Annotated in this window: 16 protein-coding genes and 1 pseudogene; 11 read left to right on the plus strand and 6 right to left on the minus strand. The window is 37.8% G+C overall.

Annotated elements, in window-relative coordinates:
* Positions 1-10: 10 nt before the first annotated feature.
* From PO771_RS07195 to PO771_RS07205, 3 genes are all read right to left on the minus strand, one after another.
* Complete coding sequence (locus PO771_RS07195) at positions 11-1,303, minus strand: hypothetical protein (RefSeq protein WP_272562584.1); 1,293 nt, start codon at positions 1,301-1,303, stop codon at positions 11-13.
* A gap of 11 nt (positions 1,304-1,314) precedes the next feature.
* Complete coding sequence (locus PO771_RS07200; RefSeq protein WP_272562585.1) at positions 1,315-2,946, minus strand: AAA family ATPase; 1,632 nt, start codon at positions 2,944-2,946, stop codon at positions 1,315-1,317.
* 288 nt (positions 2,947-3,234) lie between these two features.
* Complete coding sequence (locus PO771_RS07205) at positions 3,235-3,834, minus strand: hypothetical protein (protein ID WP_272562586.1); 600 nt, start codon at positions 3,832-3,834, stop codon at positions 3,235-3,237.
* A gap of 755 nt (positions 3,835-4,589) precedes the next feature.
* On the opposite strand from PO771_RS07205, the gene PO771_RS07210 reads away from it, so the two are divergent.
* From PO771_RS07210 to PO771_RS07235, 6 genes and pseudogenes are all read left to right on the plus strand, one after another.
* Positions 4,590-5,570, plus strand: a complete 981-nt coding sequence (locus PO771_RS07210) for a hypothetical protein (protein WP_272562587.1) — start codon at positions 4,590-4,592, stop codon at positions 5,568-5,570.
* Positions 5,571-5,576: 6 nt separating this feature from the next.
* A complete protein-coding gene (locus PO771_RS07215; protein ID WP_272562588.1) occupies positions 5,577-7,100 on the plus strand; it encodes a DISARM anti-phage system protein DrmE domain-containing protein in 1,524 nt (507 codons plus the stop codon).
* 19 nt (positions 7,101-7,119) lie between these two features.
* Complete coding sequence (locus PO771_RS07220; protein ID WP_272562589.1) at positions 7,120-10,647, plus strand: helicase-related protein; 3,528 nt, start codon at positions 7,120-7,122, stop codon at positions 10,645-10,647.
* The gene (gene drmB, locus PO771_RS07225) at positions 10,644-12,554 is read left to right on the plus strand and encodes a DUF1998 domain-containing protein (protein ID WP_272562590.1); all 1,911 of its coding nucleotides are present in this window, start codon (positions 10,644-10,646) and stop codon (positions 12,552-12,554) included. Before PO771_RS07220 ends, drmB begins: the two co-directional genes overlap by 4 nt.
* A gap of 431 nt (positions 12,555-12,985) precedes the next feature.
* Positions 12,986-13,378 carry a hypothetical protein gene (locus PO771_RS07230; protein ID WP_272562591.1) on the plus strand — a complete coding sequence of 131 codons (393 nt, stop codon included), beginning with the start codon at positions 12,986-12,988 and terminating at the stop codon, positions 13,376-13,378.
* 52 nt (positions 13,379-13,430) lie between these two features.
* Positions 13,431-14,146 (plus strand): annotated as a pseudogene (locus PO771_RS07235) (alpha/beta fold hydrolase); the annotation flags it as partial.
* A 91-nt stretch (positions 14,147-14,237) separates the two neighbouring features.
* On the opposite strand, the gene PO771_RS07240 reads toward PO771_RS07235, so the two are convergent.
* The gene (locus PO771_RS07240; protein ID WP_272562592.1) at positions 14,238-14,948 is read right to left on the minus strand and encodes a DUF421 domain-containing protein; all 711 of its coding nucleotides are present in this window, start codon (positions 14,946-14,948) and stop codon (positions 14,238-14,240) included.
* Between the two features lie 575 nt (positions 14,949-15,523).
* On the opposite strand from PO771_RS07240, the gene PO771_RS07245 reads away from it, so the two are divergent.
* The 3 genes from PO771_RS07245 (at position 15,524) to PO771_RS07255 (ending at position 17,420) form a co-directional block, all read left to right on the plus strand.
* A complete protein-coding gene (locus PO771_RS07245; RefSeq protein ID WP_272562593.1) occupies positions 15,524-15,919 on the plus strand; it encodes a VOC family protein in 396 nt (131 codons plus the stop codon).
* Between the two features lie 5 nt (positions 15,920-15,924).
* The gene (locus PO771_RS07250; RefSeq protein ID WP_272563123.1) at positions 15,925-16,710 is read left to right on the plus strand and encodes a DUF817 domain-containing protein; all 786 of its coding nucleotides are present in this window, start codon (positions 15,925-15,927) and stop codon (positions 16,708-16,710) included.
* A 419-nt stretch (positions 16,711-17,129) separates the two neighbouring features.
* Positions 17,130-17,420 carry a YciI family protein gene (locus tag PO771_RS07255; RefSeq protein ID WP_272562594.1) on the plus strand — a complete coding sequence of 97 codons (291 nt, stop codon included), beginning with the start codon at positions 17,130-17,132 and terminating at the stop codon, positions 17,418-17,420.
* Positions 17,421-17,990: 570 nt separating this feature from the next.
* Here PO771_RS07255 and PO771_RS07260 read toward each other — a convergent pair.
* A complete protein-coding gene (locus tag PO771_RS07260; protein ID WP_272562595.1) occupies positions 17,991-19,235 on the minus strand; it encodes an MFS transporter in 1,245 nt (414 codons plus the stop codon).
* A gap of 158 nt (positions 19,236-19,393) precedes the next feature.
* On the opposite strand from PO771_RS07260, the gene PO771_RS07265 reads away from it, so the two are divergent.
* Complete coding sequence (locus tag PO771_RS07265; RefSeq protein ID WP_272562596.1) at positions 19,394-21,076, plus strand: DEAD/DEAH box helicase; 1,683 nt, start codon at positions 19,394-19,396, stop codon at positions 21,074-21,076.
* Positions 21,077-21,195: 119 nt separating this feature from the next.
* Here PO771_RS07265 and PO771_RS07270 read toward each other — a convergent pair whose 3' ends face one another.
* Positions 21,196-21,816 (minus strand): hypothetical protein, encoded by a 621-nt coding sequence (locus PO771_RS07270; RefSeq protein WP_272562597.1) that lies wholly within the window; start codon positions 21,814-21,816, stop codon positions 21,196-21,198.
* Between the two features lie 281 nt (positions 21,817-22,097).
* Between PO771_RS07270 and PO771_RS07275 the strand changes: the two genes are divergently transcribed.
* On the plus strand, positions 22,098-23,291 hold the full coding sequence (locus tag PO771_RS07275; protein WP_272562598.1) for a beta-ketoacyl-[acyl-carrier-protein] synthase family protein: 1,194 nt from the start codon (positions 22,098-22,100) through the stop codon (positions 23,289-23,291).
* Positions 23,292-23,329 lie beyond the last annotated feature (38 nt).

Raw genomic sequence — 23,329 nt, forward strand, 5'->3', positions numbered from 1 at the left:
GGCCTTACGTTTATATACTGCTGTACTGAGTGGTACAGTGTTCTAATATGGAGTTAAGTGTGGCTTTGAGATTGCTCCAGGAAGACATGTAAACCTCTTCTCCTTGTATAGGAAGTGGCTCTTTCATTCCGGACCAACCAACTAAGATGCCCTGCGGCTGAAGGGTTGTATCAAGGAAGTTTTCATAGTCTTTTAGGTAACCAAACAGTTTATAAGCTCCATCCACTAGATACTGCCGGCTCTTCGAACGCTTTACTTCGATGATGCAGTATTTTTTTATTTGGTCTTTTTCCCACTCTAAGATGATATCTGGACGTCTAAGTTTATCGCTCAGTCCATATTTCCTCATTAATTCGCTGTACTTACTGGCACGCGTAAATGCCTTAGGAACTCCCTGATAGTAAATTTTCAGTGTTACACCATCTTTTTTCAATACACTCACAATATTAGAGCCACTTCCGATCAAGCTTACTTTTCGTTCAGTCCATCCAGCATTTCGTGCCGAATTAATAACAGAGAACAGCACAGCAATTTCATACAGGGTATTTCTGTCGAGTGGCTCCAGGATTTGATTAGAAAGTTTCTCTTTTAAAAAAGAAGCAGGATGTTTTTTATACTGATAGAAATTCTTTGCTGCAAGAGCAAGCTCACTGTACATAGCTCCACGAACTCGTTCCGTACTTTCAATAAGCCTCTCAGATAGATCGTGAAGTTCCCCAATCTTACGAATATAAGGATTTCTGAGCAGTTCAGAACATTTTTTGGTTAATAAAGAAGCAGTATAACTCCATTTTTGTTTTTTCTGGTCACTGAAGTTCAACTGTTCTTCTTCAATTTCTGCATCGGATATTGATTGAGAAATGGCGTAAATTTGTTTTAACAGAAAAAGAAGGACGCGATTTTCAGGCAAATCAAATACAGAAGATCGCTGACTGTAAACGAACAGGGAAGGATCTAGACCGTTGAAGTAGCGTGCAGTATATGTACGTCCCCATTGAATCTGTCCCCTGATTTCTCCTCGTTTGGTATGTACTTCCCTAACCGAAACTTTTGACAGCCGATTTAGAACAGCAGGAGCGGTTTCATAAACCAGTCTTTTAACTTCCGGAGACAATATAAAATGAGTGTCCAGAAGTATACGGAAGTTTTTAGGTGAAAGCTTCGTCAGCTCTAAAAAGATTTCTTCAGAAGATGCTGATAAGGAAGCATTGTTTTGGATAAAACGCCAAAGCTGTCCGCTGACAGTGCGGACTATTTCTTTATGGGTTTCTTTTGACCAGCAGTCGGCTTGATGATTAAACATATACCATGCACCTATTCTATGTCTTCTTGCGAATCTTCTACTTCGTCTTCATCAGCAAACGATAAATCTTCATTAATAGAATCAAAAGCGTTCCTGGACATCTCAAAGAAATCAGTCAGGTAGCGGCTGAGCTTTGTGCGCTCTTCTGGTGAGAGAAGAGAAGACAGTTCTTTGTAAAAATTCTTAATTTCGCTGGTTGTGAGTCCCTCATATTGAGGAAGAATCGAACTGCAGAGTCCCTCTATTCTGCCGGTCTCATTTGAAATCTTAATATACTCAAGAAACTCCAGGAGAACGGCTGGACCGATTGGTTTTGGTGAACAGTCAATAACCTTCCTAACAAAGTCCTTATTCGTGTTCTGTATTCCTTTAGCATCAATGAGTGAGTGCATATATACGGTTCCTGGAATGGGAATCTCGATAAATGCAAAACGTCTCATAAAGGCGTAGGAAAGAGAAAATAAGCTGTTTTTGTCAAAAGTATTCATAGTAGCGATGATACGCCAATTCTTTCCGACATAGTATGTGCCGGAAGCAGAATCATAATAGCTTTTCAGGCCGCCGTAATTTTTAATGCTGATAAGCTGGTCAGAAGCCTGACTTTTGAAAGGAAGCTGAACATCTTTACCGGACAGCACAGTGAAAAGCTGTCCAAATGCTTTATCGGCTTCTGCACGGTTAATTTCATCAATGATGAGCCATTTGTCCTCACGGATGCTTCTAAGGAAAATACCCTCCTGAAAAACAAGCTTTCCATCATTATCAGGCATATAGCCGCCAATTGTATCGAAAGTGCTCCAATCAGCAGTAGCCGTAGTAATTAAATAACCACTAGTAAATTGTGTTCTTATTCCTTCCTGAGAAGCTCTTTCGGCAATTTCTGTTTTTCCTGTTCCAGGAGGACCGATGAGAATTAAATGTTTTCCGATATTAACGTAGTTGCGCAGTGTCTCTAAGGGATGAAGCTCCATTTCGAAACTGCTTTTTATTGCGGCTAAGTCTGGATCGAACGTCTGTGAGAATTCAATACCACTGTATTGTTCCTCTGATTCAGAGATAGTAGTAGGTAGCTGCCCGAAATAAAGAGTTTGTGGAATGAGATATTCCATCTGATCCTTGGCTTTGATCATAAACTTGTTGTCAAAGATAAGGGCAATTTCCTCTTCCAACTTCGGGTATTTATCCAGGATGGCACGAACGAGGGCAAGAGCTTTGATGTACTCTACCTCGGAAATAGCTTGGTTGGGCTCCCACTTTGTCATAGGTCCAATACCTATGGTGTTGTAAGCATCTGCGTAAGAAAGTAGATCATGTCTGCTGAGAGTGGTGTTTAAAAGCACTTCAACACTGATTTTTATTTTGAAATTTTTTTTATAGTAGCCAATATCATAAGGTTTTTCAACAATTCTACCTATACCAATCAAACCCGTTTCCCACGTTATCTCTGCTTTTGCTTTATCTCCCCCTAACACGATGAATACGATTTGGCCAATGTGAAGCTGATCTTTAAAGATGTTTAGGCCGTCGATTTCGATATTAGATTCCTTATTTAGAATAGCGCTGACTGTAGCGGGTGTTTTAGTTCTGATGCTGTAAAATGTGCTGTTTAGTTCGTTCGACTCCAGTAATCCCATTTGTGTCATAATGTATGTTTTGTCCTCTCTAAGTTAAAATTGCAGCTCTATTTGTAAATCAGATTCTTTAACAGGCATAGGTTCTTCAAATTCAAGAATCGTAAAGCTTTCCGGTAAAATTTATGTTGCTCTAGTAAGGTTATATTCATCTTGGAGCAGAGTAAATGATTCCTGTGTACCTTGAATAACATTTATTGAGTCTGAAATAAGCTGTAAAAGCTTTTCAGAAGTTAAACGATGAGGTCTAAAGTTTAATTCTAAGCCGTCAAGCGACCAGTTGCTAAACTTGAATGATTTTCATTTAACCGGATTGCTGCACCAGAGGGGACTAGTGTCGTCTGGCGTTTGAAAGGTAATATGATGCTTAGTGCCTGTAGCCCATCCACTGGGAGCGGTATCAATAGGAACAATTTGTAGTTTGTCCAAGTCAGGCTCTTCATAAATTTCGTTTATATCAAATAGCATCGGACAAGCATAGCAAACATATGTATTTTTAATAGATTTTAATCGTAACAAAGTTTCATGCTGAGATAGTCCCGTAGTTTTTTTAGGTTTTAGGGATATTTCTGAGCGATAGTAGGGAGTACGGTAGCCTTTTGGAGAGTGTGAATTCTTGTTAGTCATTTTTTTAACCAGTTTAAACTGCATAAAATAACCAGAGTAAAACTTATTTATGGAATGTTTATTGTTTGCAATAGTTGACGTTAATTCATCTAACAGGTCGTCGGTACTTAGAGCTGTTCGTGCCCATCCCTGGTCAAATCCTACCCAACCTTCTTTTCGAGGGGACGGTTTTAACATCCTTAAAAATCCAGGTCCAAAGCATGTTTTAAATGATTCAACAATAGCCTTATGAAAATGCATTTCTAACAGGGCTTCTGTAATTGCATCGCTCATGATGAATATCTCCTTAGAAAGGCAGTAAGTCTAATTCTTAATAATCGATATTAAATAGGCACATTAAAATACTGTCCGTACTATCAAATTTTAAAAAAAGGTCTAGCTTAATATCGACTCTATTAACACCTTTGTTTTAAATTATACTCATTTTCCAAGATTTATAAAGATCGGACTAGGAAAAAAGGTATAGATGAAGTACAGTAAAAAATAGGGACACAGAGATTACATGTAGCAAGTAACGAAGCAACCGCGCTAAGGAGGGGGGCATCATCACTGTCAACCCTATATTTATCACAATTGAAGGACTATTTATATACTCATTCGCAGGTGCATAATGGGGCATAGTGTTTTTTGTTATATTTTGATGAACAAATCATGCAGTGATTTGGAATAATTTCAAAAATGATAGAACTAGCTAAAAGTCTGTGTACATTATATCTTTTTCAATTTGGATGCTCGAGTTTATATTAAAAAGGCTAAAGTCAGCTATTATTAGAAACTGAAACTATACTAACTACAATGACGGTCCTCTAACCCTTATTAATTGAATTCAAAAGGAACATATAAAGAGAATATTGTAAGTAACACTCAACTTTGACTCAGAAGGGAAACAAATAAAATAATAAGTAACTTAGAGGCTGAGCAGTTACTCAATTTTAAATTAGATCAGACATTTAAATATTGTCCGATATGTATGATAAATAGATTGGTACTATATAACAATTTATTTTTGAGAAAGAGGTGAATATAAAATGATTATTAAGAATTTAAAGATTCTTAATAAAGGGATGTCCATGGATTTACCTGATTGGATGAATTTCGCATTCCGATTAGGTGCATTTATAAATGAACATGGGATTAAGTATAAAAAAACAATGAAAATAATACTTTCTCTTCCCAGTGAACAATTCTTTTCTGTGTTAATTGCAATGGGGATAGCGGACAAGGCTTTTTCTATTAATAAACAGATGAGATCAATTAGAAAAAAAGTCCTAAGTTTAGAAAAAGGAAGCCGAATTATCTATCGAGATGAAGAGTCTTCTAGAAAAGCCTCAGTAATTTCTGTAGAGCCAAGTCCTGTATTTGAAAATGAAATGATTCTTAAAATTAAAGACAGAAATATTGAAAGAGGTATTCCTGAAAGACAATGGATGGACAGGGTTACGTTGCTAGATGAAGAATTCGATGAAATCAAAAGGACGAGAAAAGTAGGTAAAAACCAGAGGTTAGGTTTGGATAGCAGCCGTTTGTTAAAAGCGCTGTATTCCCCTAGTCAGTTACATAAAGTTGCTTTTTACCCGGGAGATACTTTTTATTTAATTGGAAATCCCGCACAAATAACGGAAACAATGAATGAAGAAATTTTTTTCTACAATGGGGTTCGCGGCTCGATTGCGGATTTTCTTTATTTAGATAACAGCAATAGTTATACAAATGGAAAATTATTTTCATCGCAAATGAAAAAAAATGATGTTGAGATAAATGTAGAAGTACCAGTTATTTATTCAGATCTACATAGTTTTTTGAAGCAAGATAAATATTTTTCCGAAAATCCGAAAATTATTTTATCGGGTAGAACTGATAACGAAAACAGACTGCATGAGGCAAGGGAAGACTTGAAAAGGAAGATATTTCAGGATAACCATAAATTTGTTACTGAGGAAATCGCCGAATATCTAAAATCCACTGAGACCTGCGTACCTTGCGGAGTTGAGTTCTTTGCTTGGAGGTAATAATTAATGAAATTTAGTAGTGTATTAGATTTATATAGTTTAGAAAAGAGTATTGTTTTATTTAAACATGTAAAAAGTGACCAGTTATTACCGTTAGCTAATAGTATTGAGAAATTTAGAGTGGAAACCCAGAATAGATACGATAATGATGAACATTTGATAGAGGTTTTGAACTTACTAAAGAAAGTATTTTTTAAGTTAGCAGGCAGTTTGCTACCGTATAACAAAGTTGTTAATAAGGATATTGAGGATCAGATTCTTTCTAAATTCCATCAAATTAAGAACAGTTACCCTGATCTATTTTCAAGTGTTGTAATTCAAATAGCGAAATTATTTAAGCAAGTGATAGAACAAACATTTAATAATTTGTGTGATTACATATATGAGTATATTAATAGCAGGGCAAAAGCAGGGTTAAAGGTAGCGATTGTCACAAAAAGAGCGATTTCAATTGAGGAAAGACAAATAATTAACAATCAATTGAAATCCTTTGTAAAGATGAGCTATTTTACTGAGAACAGCTTTAGAAAAGATATTGAAATCTTTGATGAGGTTATTTACATTGGAAATCCAACTTATTTTGGTGAATATGTTAAAAATACATTTAAAGGAAGGTTCGTTACGTTTATATCCTACGATATTTTTACAAATTCTTTAAGTCCCAAAAAAGTATTTGAAGATATTGAGAGAAAAAGTATATATAGCACACTGTATGAAAATGTCTCTTTTGGGGAGTCACTAGAAAGGAAAGGCAATATTGATTTAGAACAAGATGGATTATTACATTCGGCAGTAAGCAAATTCTTAGAGGAGCAGGAAACTAACATAAATGATAGTTCTCAAGATGCTGTTGAAGCATGTGTTGTGTATTTAGAGAATGATCGCTTTTTATTTGCTCCAATAGACTCAAAAATCCGTGTTTTTTCACCACATGAAAAAAGTAATTTAATTAAACAAATAAATTTTAAAGACATAGAGGAGGATGACTATATTGTTATTAGGAATGATAGGGATACCAAGTTGATTGCAGAAGTAGCTGACCAAGACATTTTAAAAACAAACGCAAAATATTATAGAAGTCTCCAAAATAAATGGAAGAATAAATTACGCTTCAATGTTCAAAGAAAAGGTATGAGAAAAGTAAGTGATATATTAATTAATAAATATCATATAAATACTGCTTCATTGGCTTCATTAAGATCTTGGTGTAATGAGGATTCTATTTGTCCAACTGAACTTCCTAAAATCCTAAAGGCTTTAAAGTACGATGAGAATAAAATAAAAGAAACGCATGAAACTATGAAGACAATACAGAGTGCACATAGAAAAGCAGGGAGAATTATTTCGGAAAAACTAATGAATGAACTGTCAAGTGATATATTAAAAGAATTACAAGAAAAAGGTTTTTACACCTTTATGTCAAGAGAGTTCAATGGAGCTTCATTTAACATTGAAAGAATTGTTTCAATAGATCGTTCAAAACACTTAATTGCACCATACAATCTTATAAAACCCATGAATATAGATTAATAAGAAAGGGATTATAACTATGGCTATCTCTTTAGAAAAATCACTCTATAATCGTCAAAAAGTAATAGATAATGTTAAAGAAGAAATAATCGGCCCTGGACAAATTAGGGACCACTACACAAAGTTTAATCCTATTGGTTCCACAACTTTTGAATCGAGAGAAGAATTATACAAACCTTACTATTGGGAAGTTGGCGGGATAAAAGAAGAAATACTTCAAAGAGAAACTCCGACTCAGAGATATGTTAGTGGACATTTGTTTCCATTAGGTACAAGCGAAAATGATGAAGCGGCCCTTGAAATTTTAATCGGTAAAGAGTCTAATGAGATTCAGGATAACGAGGAGATAGATAAGTTATTTGAGCATAAGGAAGGACTAGAGACAACTGAAGATTACGGTGAGGTAGAATTATTTCCTCAAAAAAGTGATTTTATGCCTTCAACCATGGGATTAACATTTTGTGTTGATAAAGATCTTCCAGAATTAAAAGTTAGGATAGAAGGAGGAACTTATACGCCGCATAATGTGAGGGTAAAAGGAGAGAGTAATACTGTTCAATGGTGGCTAAGAGAGACGATTGAGGGTCTATGGGATTTACCGTTAAATGAACTTATTAACCAAAGACAGTTGGAAAAAATGGTTGATATGAATAATAAAAAAGGAGAAAGGATCAGCCAGTATCAAATTAAATTTCAGGCGCGTCTTCGTGAGGTGAACGATAAAAATATCATAACAATAAGCGTTACAAATCAATCGAAAGTTCCAAAACTTAATGGACAACAATTAATTTTGTTTCAAGCAGTAATGAGTATCAGTACTCCTGAGAATTACGCGTTTTCTGTTTATCCAAAGCAATATCAAATGAAAAAGATATTGAGTGAAGAAGAGGCTTCATCTGAACTTCTTTATCGGAACGAAGGAGTATATGCTTTTGGTCATGGTTGTGCAGCACATTGGAAACAAAATTATTCAAATGTTCAGCAAATTAACACTACCTTTATGCCAGAATATGAAACACTTAGTATGACACCGAACGTTTTTATAAAACAAGGAGGGAGGGAGGTAGAGCTTGAAATTAAAATGAGTGACTTAGCAGGCCTTTCCTCTAATACACATCCTAAAGAAATTTTACAACCTCTGATTGACGGGTACAAAGATTGGATTTCGTCTAAACGAAAAGAAATAGTTAAACTTCCAGAACCTTTACAGAGTGTAGCAACCAAACATATGGAGCTATGTGAAGAAAGTTTAAATAGAATGTTAAGAGGTCTTGAGTTGCTTCAGGACCCCAAAATTTTGGAGGCCTTCCGACTAGCGAACACAGCTATACTTTTACAACAAGAAAACGGAAAGGTAAAACGTTTCGGTCGAGTTCAAGACAAACAAATTGTCTTCAATAAACTTATTAGAGATAGTGTATCAGATGAAAATATTCTTAAAAACGCAAGTAATACATGGAGAGCGTTTCAAATTGCTTTCATTTTGATGTCTATAGAATCACTAGTAGATGAAGCAAGTGATTCTAGGGAAATTGTTGATTTGATTTGGTTTCCCACCGGTGGAGGTAAGACGGAAGCCTATTTAGGTGTTGCTGCTTTTCAAATGATTCTTAGACGTCTTAGAAATCCTATGGATGCAGGCGTAGATATCATGATGAGGTACACTTTACGTCTCTTAACCGCAGACCAATTTCAGAGGTCTTCTAGGTTAATTTGTTCCTTAGAGTATTTACGGAAAAAGAGTCATAGTAAACTAGGTGATCTGCCGTTCTCGATTGGAATTTGGGTAGGTTCCAAAACTACACCTAATAATAATAAAGCAGCCAAAACAGCTCTTAGTAAACTTCAAAAAAATGAAAAGAATGCTCCGCAATTTATTGTAAACAATTGTCCATGGTGTGGTGCTCATTTAGGGTATTACGAAGATAAGGGTAGTAAGAAGAACCCTTACTTTGGTTATAAAATTTCGGATAATGATAGGTTGACAATACATTGTCCGGATAATAGTTGTGATTTTCATGATGAACTTCCAATTTATATAGTAGATGAGACCATATACCAAAAGAGACCTACCTTCTTAATAGGGACAGTTGATAAGTTTGTTCAATTGGTTTGGCAGCCTAAAGCAAGAGCATTGTTTGGGATTGATCAAGAAGGAGCGAGATTTGTTAATCCTCCATCGTTAATAGTACAAGACGAATTACATTTAATTTCAGGACCATTAGGTACACTTACAGGGTTATTTGAAACCCTGGTTGAAGAACTGTGCCTAAAAAATGTAAATGATAGGATTATTAAACCTAAAATAATTGCTGCTACTGCAACTATAAAACAATTTGAGGAGCAAGCGCTTGCTTTGTTTGGTAGGAAAAAGGCACGTTTGTTTCCGAGCCCAGGGTTGGAAAGCGAAGATTCATTTTTTGCAACTCCAGCGATTAATAAAGAAAACGGCAAACCAATGCCCGGAAGAAAATATGTTGGAGTTTATACAACAACCGTTCGTATCATGATGTCTCAAGTCATGACCTTTTCGTCTATTCTCCAATCTTCTACGGAAATAAATGAGGATGAGAGAGATCCATACTGGACATTACTAGCATTTTATAATACTTTACGTGAGCTTGGTGGAGGATTAACTTTATCGCAAACTGACATACCTCAATATTCCGGGGCCATGTCAATGAGAAAGGGTACTCTTAAGAATATTAGATATACTAATAACGTTTTACAATTATCTTCAGGAAAACAAAGCCATGAAATCTCCAAAACTATTGATGACTTAAAAGTAACTTATAACTCTAGTATGGAAAAAGAAAGAGACACTACTATCGATTTGTGTTTAGCATCGAATATTATCGAAGTAGGTGTGGATATTGACCGACTTTCTGTTATGGCAATAGTAGGTCAACCTAAAATGACTGCACAGTATATTCAGGTAAGTGGGCGTGTAGGACGTCGTTGGTGGGAGAGACCGGGATTAATATTTACTTTATATTCAAATACGAAGTCTAGGGATAAATCTCACTTTGAGCACTTTAGAGAGTATCATCAAAAGTTATATGCTCAAGTTGAATCTACAAGTGTTACTCCTTTTTCAGACTCCTGCTTGGATAGAGGATTACACGCAGTTGTTATTGGGTACATGCGGCAAGCATTAAATGATGATGTGGCAAGGACACCTGACTGGGATGAAATAAAAAAGCAATTGCATAGTAAGATTATACCTTTCTATAATCGTTTGATTGATAGAGCGAAACTTGTTGACCCAGAACAAGTAGATGAACTTAAAAGTAGATTTCTTTCAATATTGAAAAGACTTGAGCGTGGTGGATATACTGCTTGGAAAGTTGATGCTAAAGTGAATGGTTATATGTATTCAGCAGGTACAACCATCCCGCAAATTCTCAAAAGTAAAGCAGAACCGATGATAAATACAATGAGAAATGTGGATTCAGAATGTAGAGGACTTATTGCATCAATATACCAATCGGACTTAGATGATAATAGCAGTGAGAATGAAAGTGGTTGGGAGGCATTATTTTCATGAGAGACTTACCTTTGAGAAGAGGACAACTTGTTACAACTTTTGGTCCGGGTGCCTTAGTTATTAGTCCAGAAGGAGAATCAGCAATGATTGGTTCCCTTGATAAATGGTACTATGATAAAAATGAAAATCGTATTGAATCCTTTGAGGAATTTGAAATTCAAGAGCCGAGATTAAGATCCTTGTTAAAGGTAAAACAACTTTTATTGCCTCCCGATTTTAGGCCGAGTTACCAATATAAAGGTGTTGGTAAAGCGATAACCCAGACTAATACAGATTTATATATTCCATTGTTACGCTTTCCAACATGGCATTACTGTCCTGTTTGTAAAACGTTGCATCAAACATCTATGGCCTCTAGAACTAGTTGGTTGGATTGTAAAGAATGTAAAAAGCAAAGGAAAATGATACAAGTACCTTTTGTAATTTTGTGTGAACATGGTCACATCTCAGACTTTCCTTGGAGGGAGTGGGTTCATGGCGATGAAAATACAAACTGCAGAGGACTAATGAAACTTGTTTCTACAGGTGGGGCAACATTAGATTCTTTGAAGGTTAAATGTAGTTGTAGCAAAGGTACTGAAAGGTCCCTAAAGGGAATTATGTCACGAAAAACCACTTCCGATTTAGATGAGAGTGGAATCAGTGAATTGAGTAGAATGTTAAATAAAAAAACAAATGAGTTATATAAATGTCCAGGTAAAATGCCTTGGTACGGAACAGAGAATGATAAAGAAAGTTGTTCCTCCTTTCCAATAGCAGCATTAAAAAATTCTGTTAATGTTTATTTTTCTAATACAATAAGTGCAATTCATCTACCGGGAGAGCACAACATAGAAGTAGAGAACCTAATAGATATGTTTGAGAGGTATGGTATAACTTCTTCTTGGCTAAGCGATTTTGAGAAAATCGAAGATAAGATTAAGATAGCGAAAAAATTATGTCCTCCTGAAATAAATGAGTATAATGATTCTGATATTGAACTTGCAATACTATATATTGAAGGTGCAGTAGGAGAAGATCAAGAAACACCTGAACAAATTAATACTAGAAGGGCAGAAATTGAGTTAAGAAAAAAAGAATTTGAAACATTAATAAAGGAAGTAGACACTAAAAACCTAAAGGTTAGAAAGGATTGGACTAATACACAAGAATCTAATTATGACATATCGATAAATTTTAATATAATTAATAGAGTTACAAAGTTAAAAGAAACTATTGCTTTAACAGGTTTTAGTAGACTAAGTACGCGTGAAAATGAGGGTGGAAATCAAATAGGAAATGGAAAAAAGTTATTGTTTAAGGATCCGATTCTTCCAAATAATAATTGGTTACCTGCATATAAAGTTTATGGCGAAGGAATATTTTTCACTTTAAATTTAGAGAAATTAATTACTTGGGAGCAAAGAACAGACGTTTCTAGATATTTCAATAAATTAATAACTCGAATTGAAAAAAGAGGGGCAAATGTAGAAGATGCTCTACTAAAACCTAGAAATATTCTCTTGCACACCTTGTCACACATAATCATAGATGAACTCGCTTTAACTTGTGGTTATAATTCTGCATCTCTCCGTGAACGCCTTTATTTTAATGAGGATCAATGTGGTACTTTAATTTATACTTCATCAGGCGACGTTGATGGTACCTTTGGAGGACTGGTTAGAATGGGAAAGAAAGAAAGGTTCTTTCCAATAGTTGGAAAGGCTATTGATAAAGCAAGATGGTGTAGTTCAGATCCGGTTTGTTCTGAAATTGGTAAAATTTCCGGACAAGGGGTAAATAATTTTAATGGTGCTGCTTGTCATAGTTGTTCATACCTCCCTGAAACTTCATGTGAATTGAGGAATTTATTTTTGGATAGGACTCTATTAATTGATCCTCAAATGGGTTTTTTTAATATTAGTTAGCTTATTACACTTGTCCGATGTTGGTATAACCAGCATCGGACATTTTAGATCATTGTTGTTAACACCGGCATTTTTTCCTTAAAACCACCGTTTTAAAACTTCTTAGAAGGCACTATGATGAGAAATCTTCTTTTTAGCTTTTTTAACATCTTCATTTGGTGAACTTACTCTTCGAGCTTTTTTCCTGCTACGTTACGATATCATGGGTAGTTTTGTTAGCATGCTATTCCAAATCGAACCACGAGACTTTTTGTCGTTTTTTGGCGAATAATTCATGAAGAATTTTAATATATCTTGCAGGATAATAGGAGTAGTGCTAAAGTCAATGTTCTTTCTATCGTATTCTAGACTTCAAAAAGATTTCATATGAAAGATATGTATTAAGGGGTAGGAGTCGACATTTTGTTTAAAAGTCAAGGGGAGGATTATTTATGCCAACAGCAGGAGATACCTTTATTACAACGTTGAAACGAGCACATCTAGAATGGGGAGCCCACCGGTATACTAGTTCAAGGGGAACTGTATATGGGGAAGGTTACTTACAAATACCGAGACGAGAGGCAAGGCATATTGGAATTTATAACAGTAATCACCCCTATGCTCGATATACTTTTAATTGCAGTTCTGTAGATGGATTTTTACAGAATGTCACTTTAAAGGCATCGGGTTGCAGTAGAGCTGGGGATGCTTATGCGAAGCAGTTTCAAGGTAGTGGCAACTTAAAATTGCTCGGGGATTGGTTTAACTACGTAGGTGCCCAAATAGGAGATAAAGTTAGAATTAGTTGGATAAGTCCAACAGACATTGAAATTGAAAAAATATAATTGTTGTAAAAATATACTTTATGAAGTTGAAGAAATGATAGGCAGAGAACTATTTCAGCTTATTTTCCTTGATCATAGAGGATTTATGAAGGCGCCCCAGGTTCTAGAAGCAGAAGATTATACATTGGATAAAGTGTTAGATGACATAGAAATAGCAAGGCAAACTCTTTGTTTAACAGATTTCATTATATTGGGGCACCCGTGACACGCTTTCATGGCTTTGGAATATGCAAGAAAATATCCTGAACATGTCCAAAAAGTTATCTTGTTAAATTCAGCACCTACAAATAGCCAGGAAAGGCAGCATGAAAGTTGTGTATTTTTTAATGAGACGGCAAGTCCGGAAAGAAAGAGACAGTTTGAAAAGGATATTGCTTTATTAGAAAGTGACATCAAGCAGGACCCTGAACGACGATTTGTCCGCATATGTATTTGTATGGGAGCGTACAGTTTTACGATTATACATTTGACGCGGTGCATATGTGGGATGGAGTATAAACGAATATGCCAATTATTGATTGTTTGTGAGGAGAGGCGTTCGGAGAGTTAAATCTTATACAGTCACTGAACACTTTCAATAAACCAGTGTTTATTAGTTTAGGCAGATATGATTATTTGGTAGGGCCTGTTTCACTTTGGGACTCTATTGATGACACGTATAATCATGTGAAGAAAGTAATTTTTGAGCATAGTGGACATAATCCTATGTTTGAAGAACCTCAATCCTTTGATCGAGAACTAATCAAGTGGATTTGTGAGGGCAAATAAGAATTTTATATATGATTCAACGAAAGGGCTGACCCAAACGTCTAACTAGACGAATGGGTGACAGCCTCTTTTTCTTGTTTTCGGGTTCCATTCATTCCTTATCAATCGGAGAAGAAATATGATCTTCATATCGATCAAAATACAGGTGCCCATTTGTCCCCATAACAGCGTAACAAACATCAGATAGAATCAATCCGCGTTTCGATACCTCTCTTACGATCCAGTCTGTCGTCAGCTGCTGCTGATGTAAGTTCTTTTCCATAATTTCGCCTTCTATAATTAACTCAACAGGAAACCGTACAGTAGATGGTGGATTCAAAGCTAAATCCTGTATCGTTACATGACGGAAGGCTGGCTTTTTTAATACGGATAAAGTGCCATTGGTTTCGAGGATAGCGTAGTCCACTTCCTCAACATTAAAGATATCTTTTTCTCTTAATCCCTGATTTAAAGAATCAAATGTATATTTCAATTTCCGCATGTTTTGTTCTAGTATTTTGCCATTTTGTATGACAACTGTTGGTTCTCCTACTATCCACTTTCTTGCTTTACGGCTTCGTAATGCAAGGAAAGTCAAAGCCAAAGCAATTCCACTGAATATCAGCAAAGAAATGACAAAATATAAGAATTTTATTTTAATATTAAAAACTGTATTACCTGCAATGGATCCTAATGTGATCGCAGCAACAAATTGATGATACGTCATTTGGGCAATCATTTGTTTGCCAATTACGTGTGCCAGTAACATAAGTGAGAGGAACGCTACGAAGGCTCTCATCATGATTTCAATAATATCGGACATGTATAATCCCCCCTTAAAACTGGAGAATTCTCCATATTATTGTGTTACTTTGGGCAATTTTTCAAACACGTTGCTTACGATAATCCAAAGAAAATGATGGTAAAAACAAACAATCCACTGGCTTAGGCTGGTGGATTGTTTGTTTTTACATGTTAATAAAGGGTGGGAACTGGAGGACATGCGACTGCATCAAGAAATCGTGGATCAATTCCATAAAACATCCAGAATAGGCCGTTCCATCTATAACCTGAGATTTCACCGTATTCTACTCGTGTAGGATAAAACCAGAACTGATCCCCGGTAAGGAGCCACACATACGTGTACTGATGTACACAATCAATGATATAGGAAACAGTAGGTTTTGGGGGGATAAATGGTGGTGGAGGAGATGTTGGCGGTCCCTGTCGTGGCATAGATACCATTCGAATTCACTCCTTTTACATAGGCATTTACCATCTTATGTTGGAATGAACGCAGTGGATTGGGCAGATACCTATATGAACGAGATATGAACTGTAATCGGAAAGGATTTTATTCCCATGCCCCGAATAAGTATTATCAGGGAGGCGGATACTTTGATTCATCACATTGACCACTTGGTATTAACTGTAAAAGATCTAGGTAAGACATGTCATTTCTACACGCATGTACTTGGCATGGAGGAAGTTTCATTCGGTAATGGCAGAAAAGCGTTAGCGTTTGGAAACCAGAAGATAAATTTACATGAGGTCGGAAAAGAATTCGAGCCGAAAGCGGCACAGCCGACAAGTGGCTCGGCTGATTTGTGCTTTATTGCAAGTTGGCCGCTAACAAAGGTGATCAACCACTTGCAGAAGTGTCGGGTTGAGATTATCGAAGGACCTGTTAAACGAACCGGTGCTGTTGGTCCGATTGAGTCGGTGTATATTAGAGACCCGGATGAAAACTTGATTGAAATTTCAAGTTATGAAGTTTTGGAGGAAAGAGATTGAAAAAAATGGTATATTTACGGCAATTATATGAATTTGGTTATCAACAGGCCATGTCCTGTATTTTTCCTGTTTCTATTTTTGTAACCCTTGCGCTTTCAAAAGTGATTCATATACCAGGTCTGTATCGTTATGATTTCATTCTGCTTATTTGTATTCTCATTCAATATGTGATGTATAAAACAGGTCTCGAAACAAAGGATGAACTAAAAGTCATTTCTGTGTTTCATCTGATCGGACTAGCGCTTGAAATCTATAAAGTACATACGGCTTCCTGGTCTTATCCGGAGCCTGCCTGGACAAAAGTGATGGGAGTTCCTCTGTATAGCGGGTTTATGTATGCCAGCGTAGCCAGCTATATGTGTCAATCATGGCGGAGACTGCACTTGCAAGTGCATGGATGGCCCAACACTGTATGGGCCGTAGCACTGGGAGGAATGATTTATCTTAACTTTTTCACCCATCACTATGTGTATGATTTTCGCTGGATCTTAACCGCATTATTATTCATTGTCTTTTTTCGTACCTCTGTACAATTCTCTTTACGGGAAGCTATCTACAAAATGCCGCTGGTGCTTTCGTTTTTGCTAATTGGCTTTTTCATCTGGATTGCTGAAAACATCGCCACTTTTTTCGGGGCATGGCAATATCCAAATCAACGAGAAGCCTGGGAGCTTGTTCACATTGGAAAAATCAGTTCGTGGTTTTTGCTTGTTGTGATTAGCTTTATTATTGTGGCGCAGCTGAAGCATTTGAAAGTAAGAAGAGTAAAAGCTTTTTATCACGAGTGTTGATGATCAAACATAATACACAAGCAAAGGGTGATCAGTACGAAACTTAGTGAAGGGCTGCTGAAAATTATGCAATTCGAGTCGTAACCGATCTGTCTTTTTAGTTTTTTTCGTCCTTATTCTTGCGCGATTTAAATAGATCGAATGCGTCCCAAAGGCTGAAGAAAAACTCTGTAACGGGGTTAAAGATCAGGCGAAATAGAACCCGAAAAAACATAAAAACAGCATGGAATATGGCTTCTAATAATTCAAGCATGTTTCACCTCTACAATGAATTCCCCATTCTAGATGACTATCCAGAGAGGGGCTCTTTGCTCTTTCTAATTGGGAATATTTTATCATGAATAGGGGATGTTTCGGACAAAGAATGCCTAAAGAGGTATAATTATGTATAGATTTGATCTTACAAGGAGATGGAGAAAATGTTCTTGGTCGTATTAAAATATATCCAACCATTAGAAAAGGTTGAAGCGTATTTAGAAGAGCATGTTGCATTTTTAAACAAGTATTATGAGCAATCCAGGTTTATTTTTTCAGGGCGAAGAAACCCAAGGACGGGTGGAGTTATTCTGGCTAATGTAAATACGGAAGCAGAAATACAGGCAATCATTAAAGAAGACCCTTTCTATGTTAATGAAATTGCCGAATATGATGTAATAGAGTTTATCCCTACAAAATACGATGAAAACTTTGAGGTATTCATAAAGAACTAACGCACCCATTGTGGTGCTTTTTTGTTTATGGCGTTCTAAATTGTGGGCATCTATGTAGAATTTCTTTCAGGAGTGATTCGGGGTTCTCATGTTCAAAAACAACTTCTTGCCATTCAATTTTTCTGCTCAAATTATTCCCTCCCCATAATGAATACTCAACGACATCTTATCACCTCAACTTTCGCAGAGCAAGCGGACTAGTTCTCAGATATCGGTTTATCGTTATGATATAGAATGTGATATTATGGAAAAAAAGCGCCCTGAGTAGAGGGCGCTGCACTTCCTGTAAGCAAGTAGTAAGCATAATTTACTTATGAGCAAAGGGAGGAATATATGAATAGAGAAAAAGATCATCCATTTCTTGCATGGATCATGTTAATTTGTACACTCCCTGGTATAGGCGTGTTTGTATTTTTCGCTTGTTTGATCAATTTTTGGGAGGCAATCAAGTTAATTTTTCTGATGCCATTTTCGTTTGCTAACCTTAGCTTCTTGCTTTCTGATTCTATTTTTTTGGCTGTGGTAGTGGGGTTTATAGGATACGGAGCGCTTTTATTATGGTTATTTGGCTTAGTCGCAGCTGTCGTCACATTGATTCGCAGATACTCCCACCTGCATGCGAAACAATGGCAAGACCGTTAGCATGCCAAGTAAAAATAATGCGCCTGCTGTTTCATACGCACCGACAAGCGAAATCGTTTTTTTCAGAAAGCCAGCTGCACTCATCGTCACAACCATCATGCCCATGAACATTGGAGTAAGCACACCGTTCACACGTCCGATGTATGCTTCTTCAGATGCTTGTAGAATGAGCGTACTTACCCCGATATGAATGCATGGGAAGAATAGGCCATTCAAAAACTCTAGTGCAAGTGTCAGGTTTAGATCAGTTGACAATCCTATGCCGCAAGCGGAAATTGCACTTACGAACATCCCCATCGCCAGCAATTTTTGCGGAGCGACTTTTTTGGCAAGTCCCATGACCAGCCCACCACCGATGAGCATCGCGAGACCATTTACCATCAGAAGCCATTGGACACTCTCTTTTGGCAGACCGAGTCGTTCCATGACAACAAAGACAGCGAGCGGCTGCAGGATTCCAACGGCAAGCCCGGCGAACAAGAAAGCTCCACTGAGCGACTTTAATACAGGGGTCCGTAGTACATAACGAAATCCGTCTACCATCTCCTGCCACACATTTTCGTCTCCTGTTTTCTCCTCGATTTGGTCAGGTGGAAGCAGTCGCAGCACGGCTGCTGATAATAAAAACGAGATACCGGTCACCCCAACCGCAATCTGAATCCCAAATCTTTGATACACGAACGTTCCTACGATCGGTCCAATAACCATGAAGATAGCCATTAGCGTTTGAAACATAGCCATACCTGCCTGCAGCTGCTTGGGAGCAACGTGAACCTTAAACAATTTCATGGCAGACGGTTGGGAAAACTGCGATAAAATCGCCGATACGAGCGTCACAAAAAAAACAGACTGCCATGTACCGAATACAAGTGTCAATAACACTGCGAATACAGATAACGCGCTTACAATGTCGCACCATACCATCGTCCGCTTCGGCGGCCAGCGATCGGCGTACGTGCCGCCGATAAAGGAAAATAGAAAAATCGGCGCAAACTCTGCGACCGAAATAAGCGAAACGGCCAATGGATCGTTGTCCGTTTTATCCATGACAAATAACAAAACAGAAAAATTGCGCACCCAGATGCCGATTTGCAGCAAAATCCCGGATAGCATAATCGTCTGTACAAATCGATTTTGAAACAAATTTGTCTTCCTAGGTATCGAATGCTCCACTTTCTCACCCTCCTATATCTGGTATCTGAGCTTTGTGCCTTAGTGATTATAGTATTCCTGCTTTCCTTTTGCAAGCTGCCTTTCAATGGACACATCAAACGGAAAGTGAGAGAATAAAAGCTATTACCTAAAATGCTCGTACATCAGGAGTTGTAAACATGCGGAATTGGAGTGGAAAAATATTCAGTTGGTTCGGGAAGGAGAGGCAGGAGGATGAACAAGCTTCAATAAGTACCGAACATCCTATACATGATCGTGAGGAAAAAGAGGAGCTTCAAACACTTTCAGATATGGAACGTGAATCAGAAACAGCAGTGTATAAGAATCGGCTGCCTCAGGTGCAGGGAAGAAAAAAGGCGCAAAAAAAGCCTGTTCGTGTGATTGGTCAAGAATTATTTCAACTGCTAGATTATCGTAATGACCTGGCTGGAGAATCAACCGATTTCCCCGACGATTATGCTCCGAAAGTTTCGTTACGTCCTCATCAAATTCAACTATATAACGTCTTACTAAAGCGTGAGGGATTGTTGATTGCCGATCAGGAGGGAGTGGGGAAGACCCCGCCGATTTTGTGCGCTCACGAGGCGAAGATACGGGCTGGTAGGATTCAACGGGGGCTATATATTACCAAAGCGAGCTTCGTACAAGATGTCTATCGTCAGGCGCAGCAGTTTACCCATTTGCGTGTTCGTATTCTCAAGGGAACGAGTGAACAGCGTATGAGTATGTACGCTGATTTTTCTACCCATCCGTATGAGTTAGTGATCATGTCATATGAACAATTCCGCCAGGATATCAACCATGTGCTGAATATCCACCAACAAAATCCGTTTGATGTGTGCTATTTAGATGAAGCACAAATGATCAAACATGCAGAGTCACAGATTGGAAAGGTTGTTCATCGACTTGAAACGAAAGAACGATACGCGATTACCGCGACACCGGTGATTAATGGTGCAGATGATTTCTATAACATACTAAAGTGGCTGCGCTGGCCTGTGACATCTAAAGTGTTTTATGCAAGTGCGGTTGTCAATATGGAATCGCTGCAAGAGGCATTGCGTACGGATATGATCCGCCGTTTGAAAACAGATGTGGTGCAGCATATTCCTTCTGTTATTCCTTATAATCTTTCTGTGGAGCTTACCGGGTTACAGAGAGAATTATATGATGCAGTAAAAAAAGCGATACCGGGTGAAAGATTTGAAGGTTTTTCATTCTATCATATTCCAACGCCGCTTGCTAAATATACCCGTCTAAGTCAGATTGTAGAGTCTGCTGAAATTGTCGGTGGGGCAGAGGGAACAGCGGGAAGCGGAAAATTGGAGATGATAGAAGATCTGGTAGAGGATATCGTTTTACGGGGCGAGAAAGTCGTGATTTTTAGTCAGTCACGCATTTTTGTAGAGATTATGCATGAGTATTTTGAAAAGTATAATCCAGCGATTCTTCATGGGGAGATTCAAAATCGGCAGCGCCAGGTGGATAAATTTATGAACGATCCGACATGCTGGGTTATGATCGGGAGCGAATCTTCTAGTAGGGAGGGCTGGATGGGCACGATTGCGAACAATGTGATTTTTACAAGCAAACCGTGGTCTCCTGCGTATGTATCCCAATGTATCGGGCGTGTCCGGCATTTCGGAGCGGAAGGGCATAAGCATATTCATGTATATTCTCTGCTTGGCGAAAGTACGGTTGATGAGAGTTTGGAGAAGCTGCTAGGTGAGGAGCAATATATGATCGATGAGCTTGTCGAAACCGGAACGAACCGCAGTGATATGCTGCGCCTTCTTATTGAAGAGGAGGAAAAAGCACACGATCCAATGGTGATAAACTAGTAAGCGTTTGAAGTATAAAAATAAATAGTAATCCAGTTGAAGATTTTGGAGAGAACAGTATGGAGGCCGTCCCGAAAAAGTCGTTTCTTCGCGACTTTTCGGAACAGCCTCTTTGTCGTTTATTGAATTGGTATTTGGACCGTTTGTTTTTGAATCGCATTCACGCTTCCATTGTTATACACAGAAACATGAATCATAGTTTGTCGGTCCTTCTTATGTTGAAACATGACTGCCATTCGTTTCCCCGAAAGTCCTTCTAATTTTGAGAATTGTTTAGCTTCATAGTTATGCGATTCCGCCCCATATAACTTTTCTAGATAAGAGACAGCTATTTTTTTTGCCTTCTCATTAGTTGGGAATTGATTTAATGTAAAGGTTTGCCCGGTTCCGATATATTCGATATCTCCCGTTTTTCCATCCAGAGTTACGGTGAATAAGCGAGTTGATTGTGCTTTGCTCTTCTGTTTTTTCGGCTCTAATGTCACGGAGAATGTCTGCTTGCCATTTTCTTGTTTAGCTAAAACGTGCGTAATCTGGAATTGTTTTGTTTCCGGGAACGCACCATGAACTTTAGCTAGGGCTACTTTCGCAGACTTTTCTAGTAAAAATTGCTTTGCAGGCATTTCTTTTTCATATCCTTGTGATTGGGGAGTTGTCTGGGGTGTATTCGTCGTAGCAGCCATCACAGGAGTAGTAGCAAGTAAACTTAGCATAAGGAAAGATGGAGTAAACTTTTTCATAACTTCCTCCTAGAGTTAAACTTCGTATTCTTCTTGATTTTAAACAAATAAGCTTTCTTTTTTATTAATCAAATCTTACAAAAGTCTTAAGTGAAGACAGATCTGTAATTTTTCCTATACATTTTTCAGTAAAATCGAAAAAATAGTATGTTTTTACCAATAAAAACGTTAAAATAAAGGTACATTCCCAAAAATATTACCATTTCTATTATTTTTTCCTACTTCTATGATCGTACTTTAAATCACTTTGCTTGATTTTAAGACTAAGGGAGGAAAGAATCATGAAAAAAGAAAAGGTTGTTATTACCGGGTATGGTATTAAGGCACCTGGTGGGTATAATGTAGATCATTTTACAGATTCGCTTATCACACAAATAAGCGCCCTGGAGCTGTTTCCAGGGCAGGGAACCGAAGGCAAAGATATTGCCTTTGGGGTTGTGCATGACAGTCTGGAGGAAATAAAGCAAGACAAGAAATATCGACGGTACCCGAGGATTAGTCTCCTGGCGATGTCTGCGATGAAAGAAGCCGTGCAAATGGCAGGAAAGAGCGACCTGAGTGGATATAGAACAGGTGTTTTCATGGGAACTGCCTTAGGAGGGACCTTAGGGTATGATGAGGTCATTACGATTGCTAATGAGAATAACTTTAAGGCGATTCCTGTAACCGGATGTGGGATCGTTCATTATCATAGTTTAGCTTCTTCGCTGGCAGAGTCATTCGGGATAACTGGGGTGACAAGAACAGTTGCCACTGGTTGTTCCGCTGCAATTGATGCGATTCAGGATGCGATCATGTATTTACATGCTGGTGAATTGGATACTTGCATTGTCGGAGGAGCGGATGCCCCGCTTTCGAAATCAGTCATGTATGCGTTCGGAAAAATAAGATGTTTATCACAAAATAAGGCGCTGGGTGAAATGGGAATACCGTTCTCAAAAAAAAGCGCAGGGTTTGTCATGGCGGAAGGAGCCAGTGTGTTAATTCTTGAGAAAGAGTCTACTGCGTTAAATCGAGGAGCCAAAATTTTAGGCGTAATAGACGAAGTAAGTACAACGAATGATGCGACCGGAATCTTTTTTTCGGATCATGAAGGGAAGCATATGCTGTATAGCATGAAGCAGGTTACGGAACGTAGACGACCTACCTATGTGAATAGTCAGGCATTAGGAATGGTCGAGAATGATCGAATTGAGGCGCTGAACCATATGCAATTATTTGGGGCAGATCTTCCGATTACGTCGATCAAAAGCATAACGGGCCATATGTTTGGGGCGAGTGCAGGAGCGCAAATGATTGCTTCCCTGATTGGCATGGAACGAAGCTTCATTCCGGGCACAGTGAATGCAGCTGCGGATGATTATCCAGAATTACCGGTCGTAGTAGATACGGTGCAGACAGAAGTTGATAGCTTTGTTGTAACGTCCCATGGATATGGGGGGAATAATGGAGCGATCATGATTTCTAAATACTAATTATTGAAAAATTACATAATAACGGAGAAGATGATGAT

It is taken from the genome of Aneurinibacillus uraniidurans (genome assembly GCF_028471905.1).
In the GTDB taxonomy this organism is placed as follows: Bacteria; Bacillota; Bacilli; order Aneurinibacillales; family Aneurinibacillaceae; genus Aneurinibacillus; species Aneurinibacillus uraniidurans.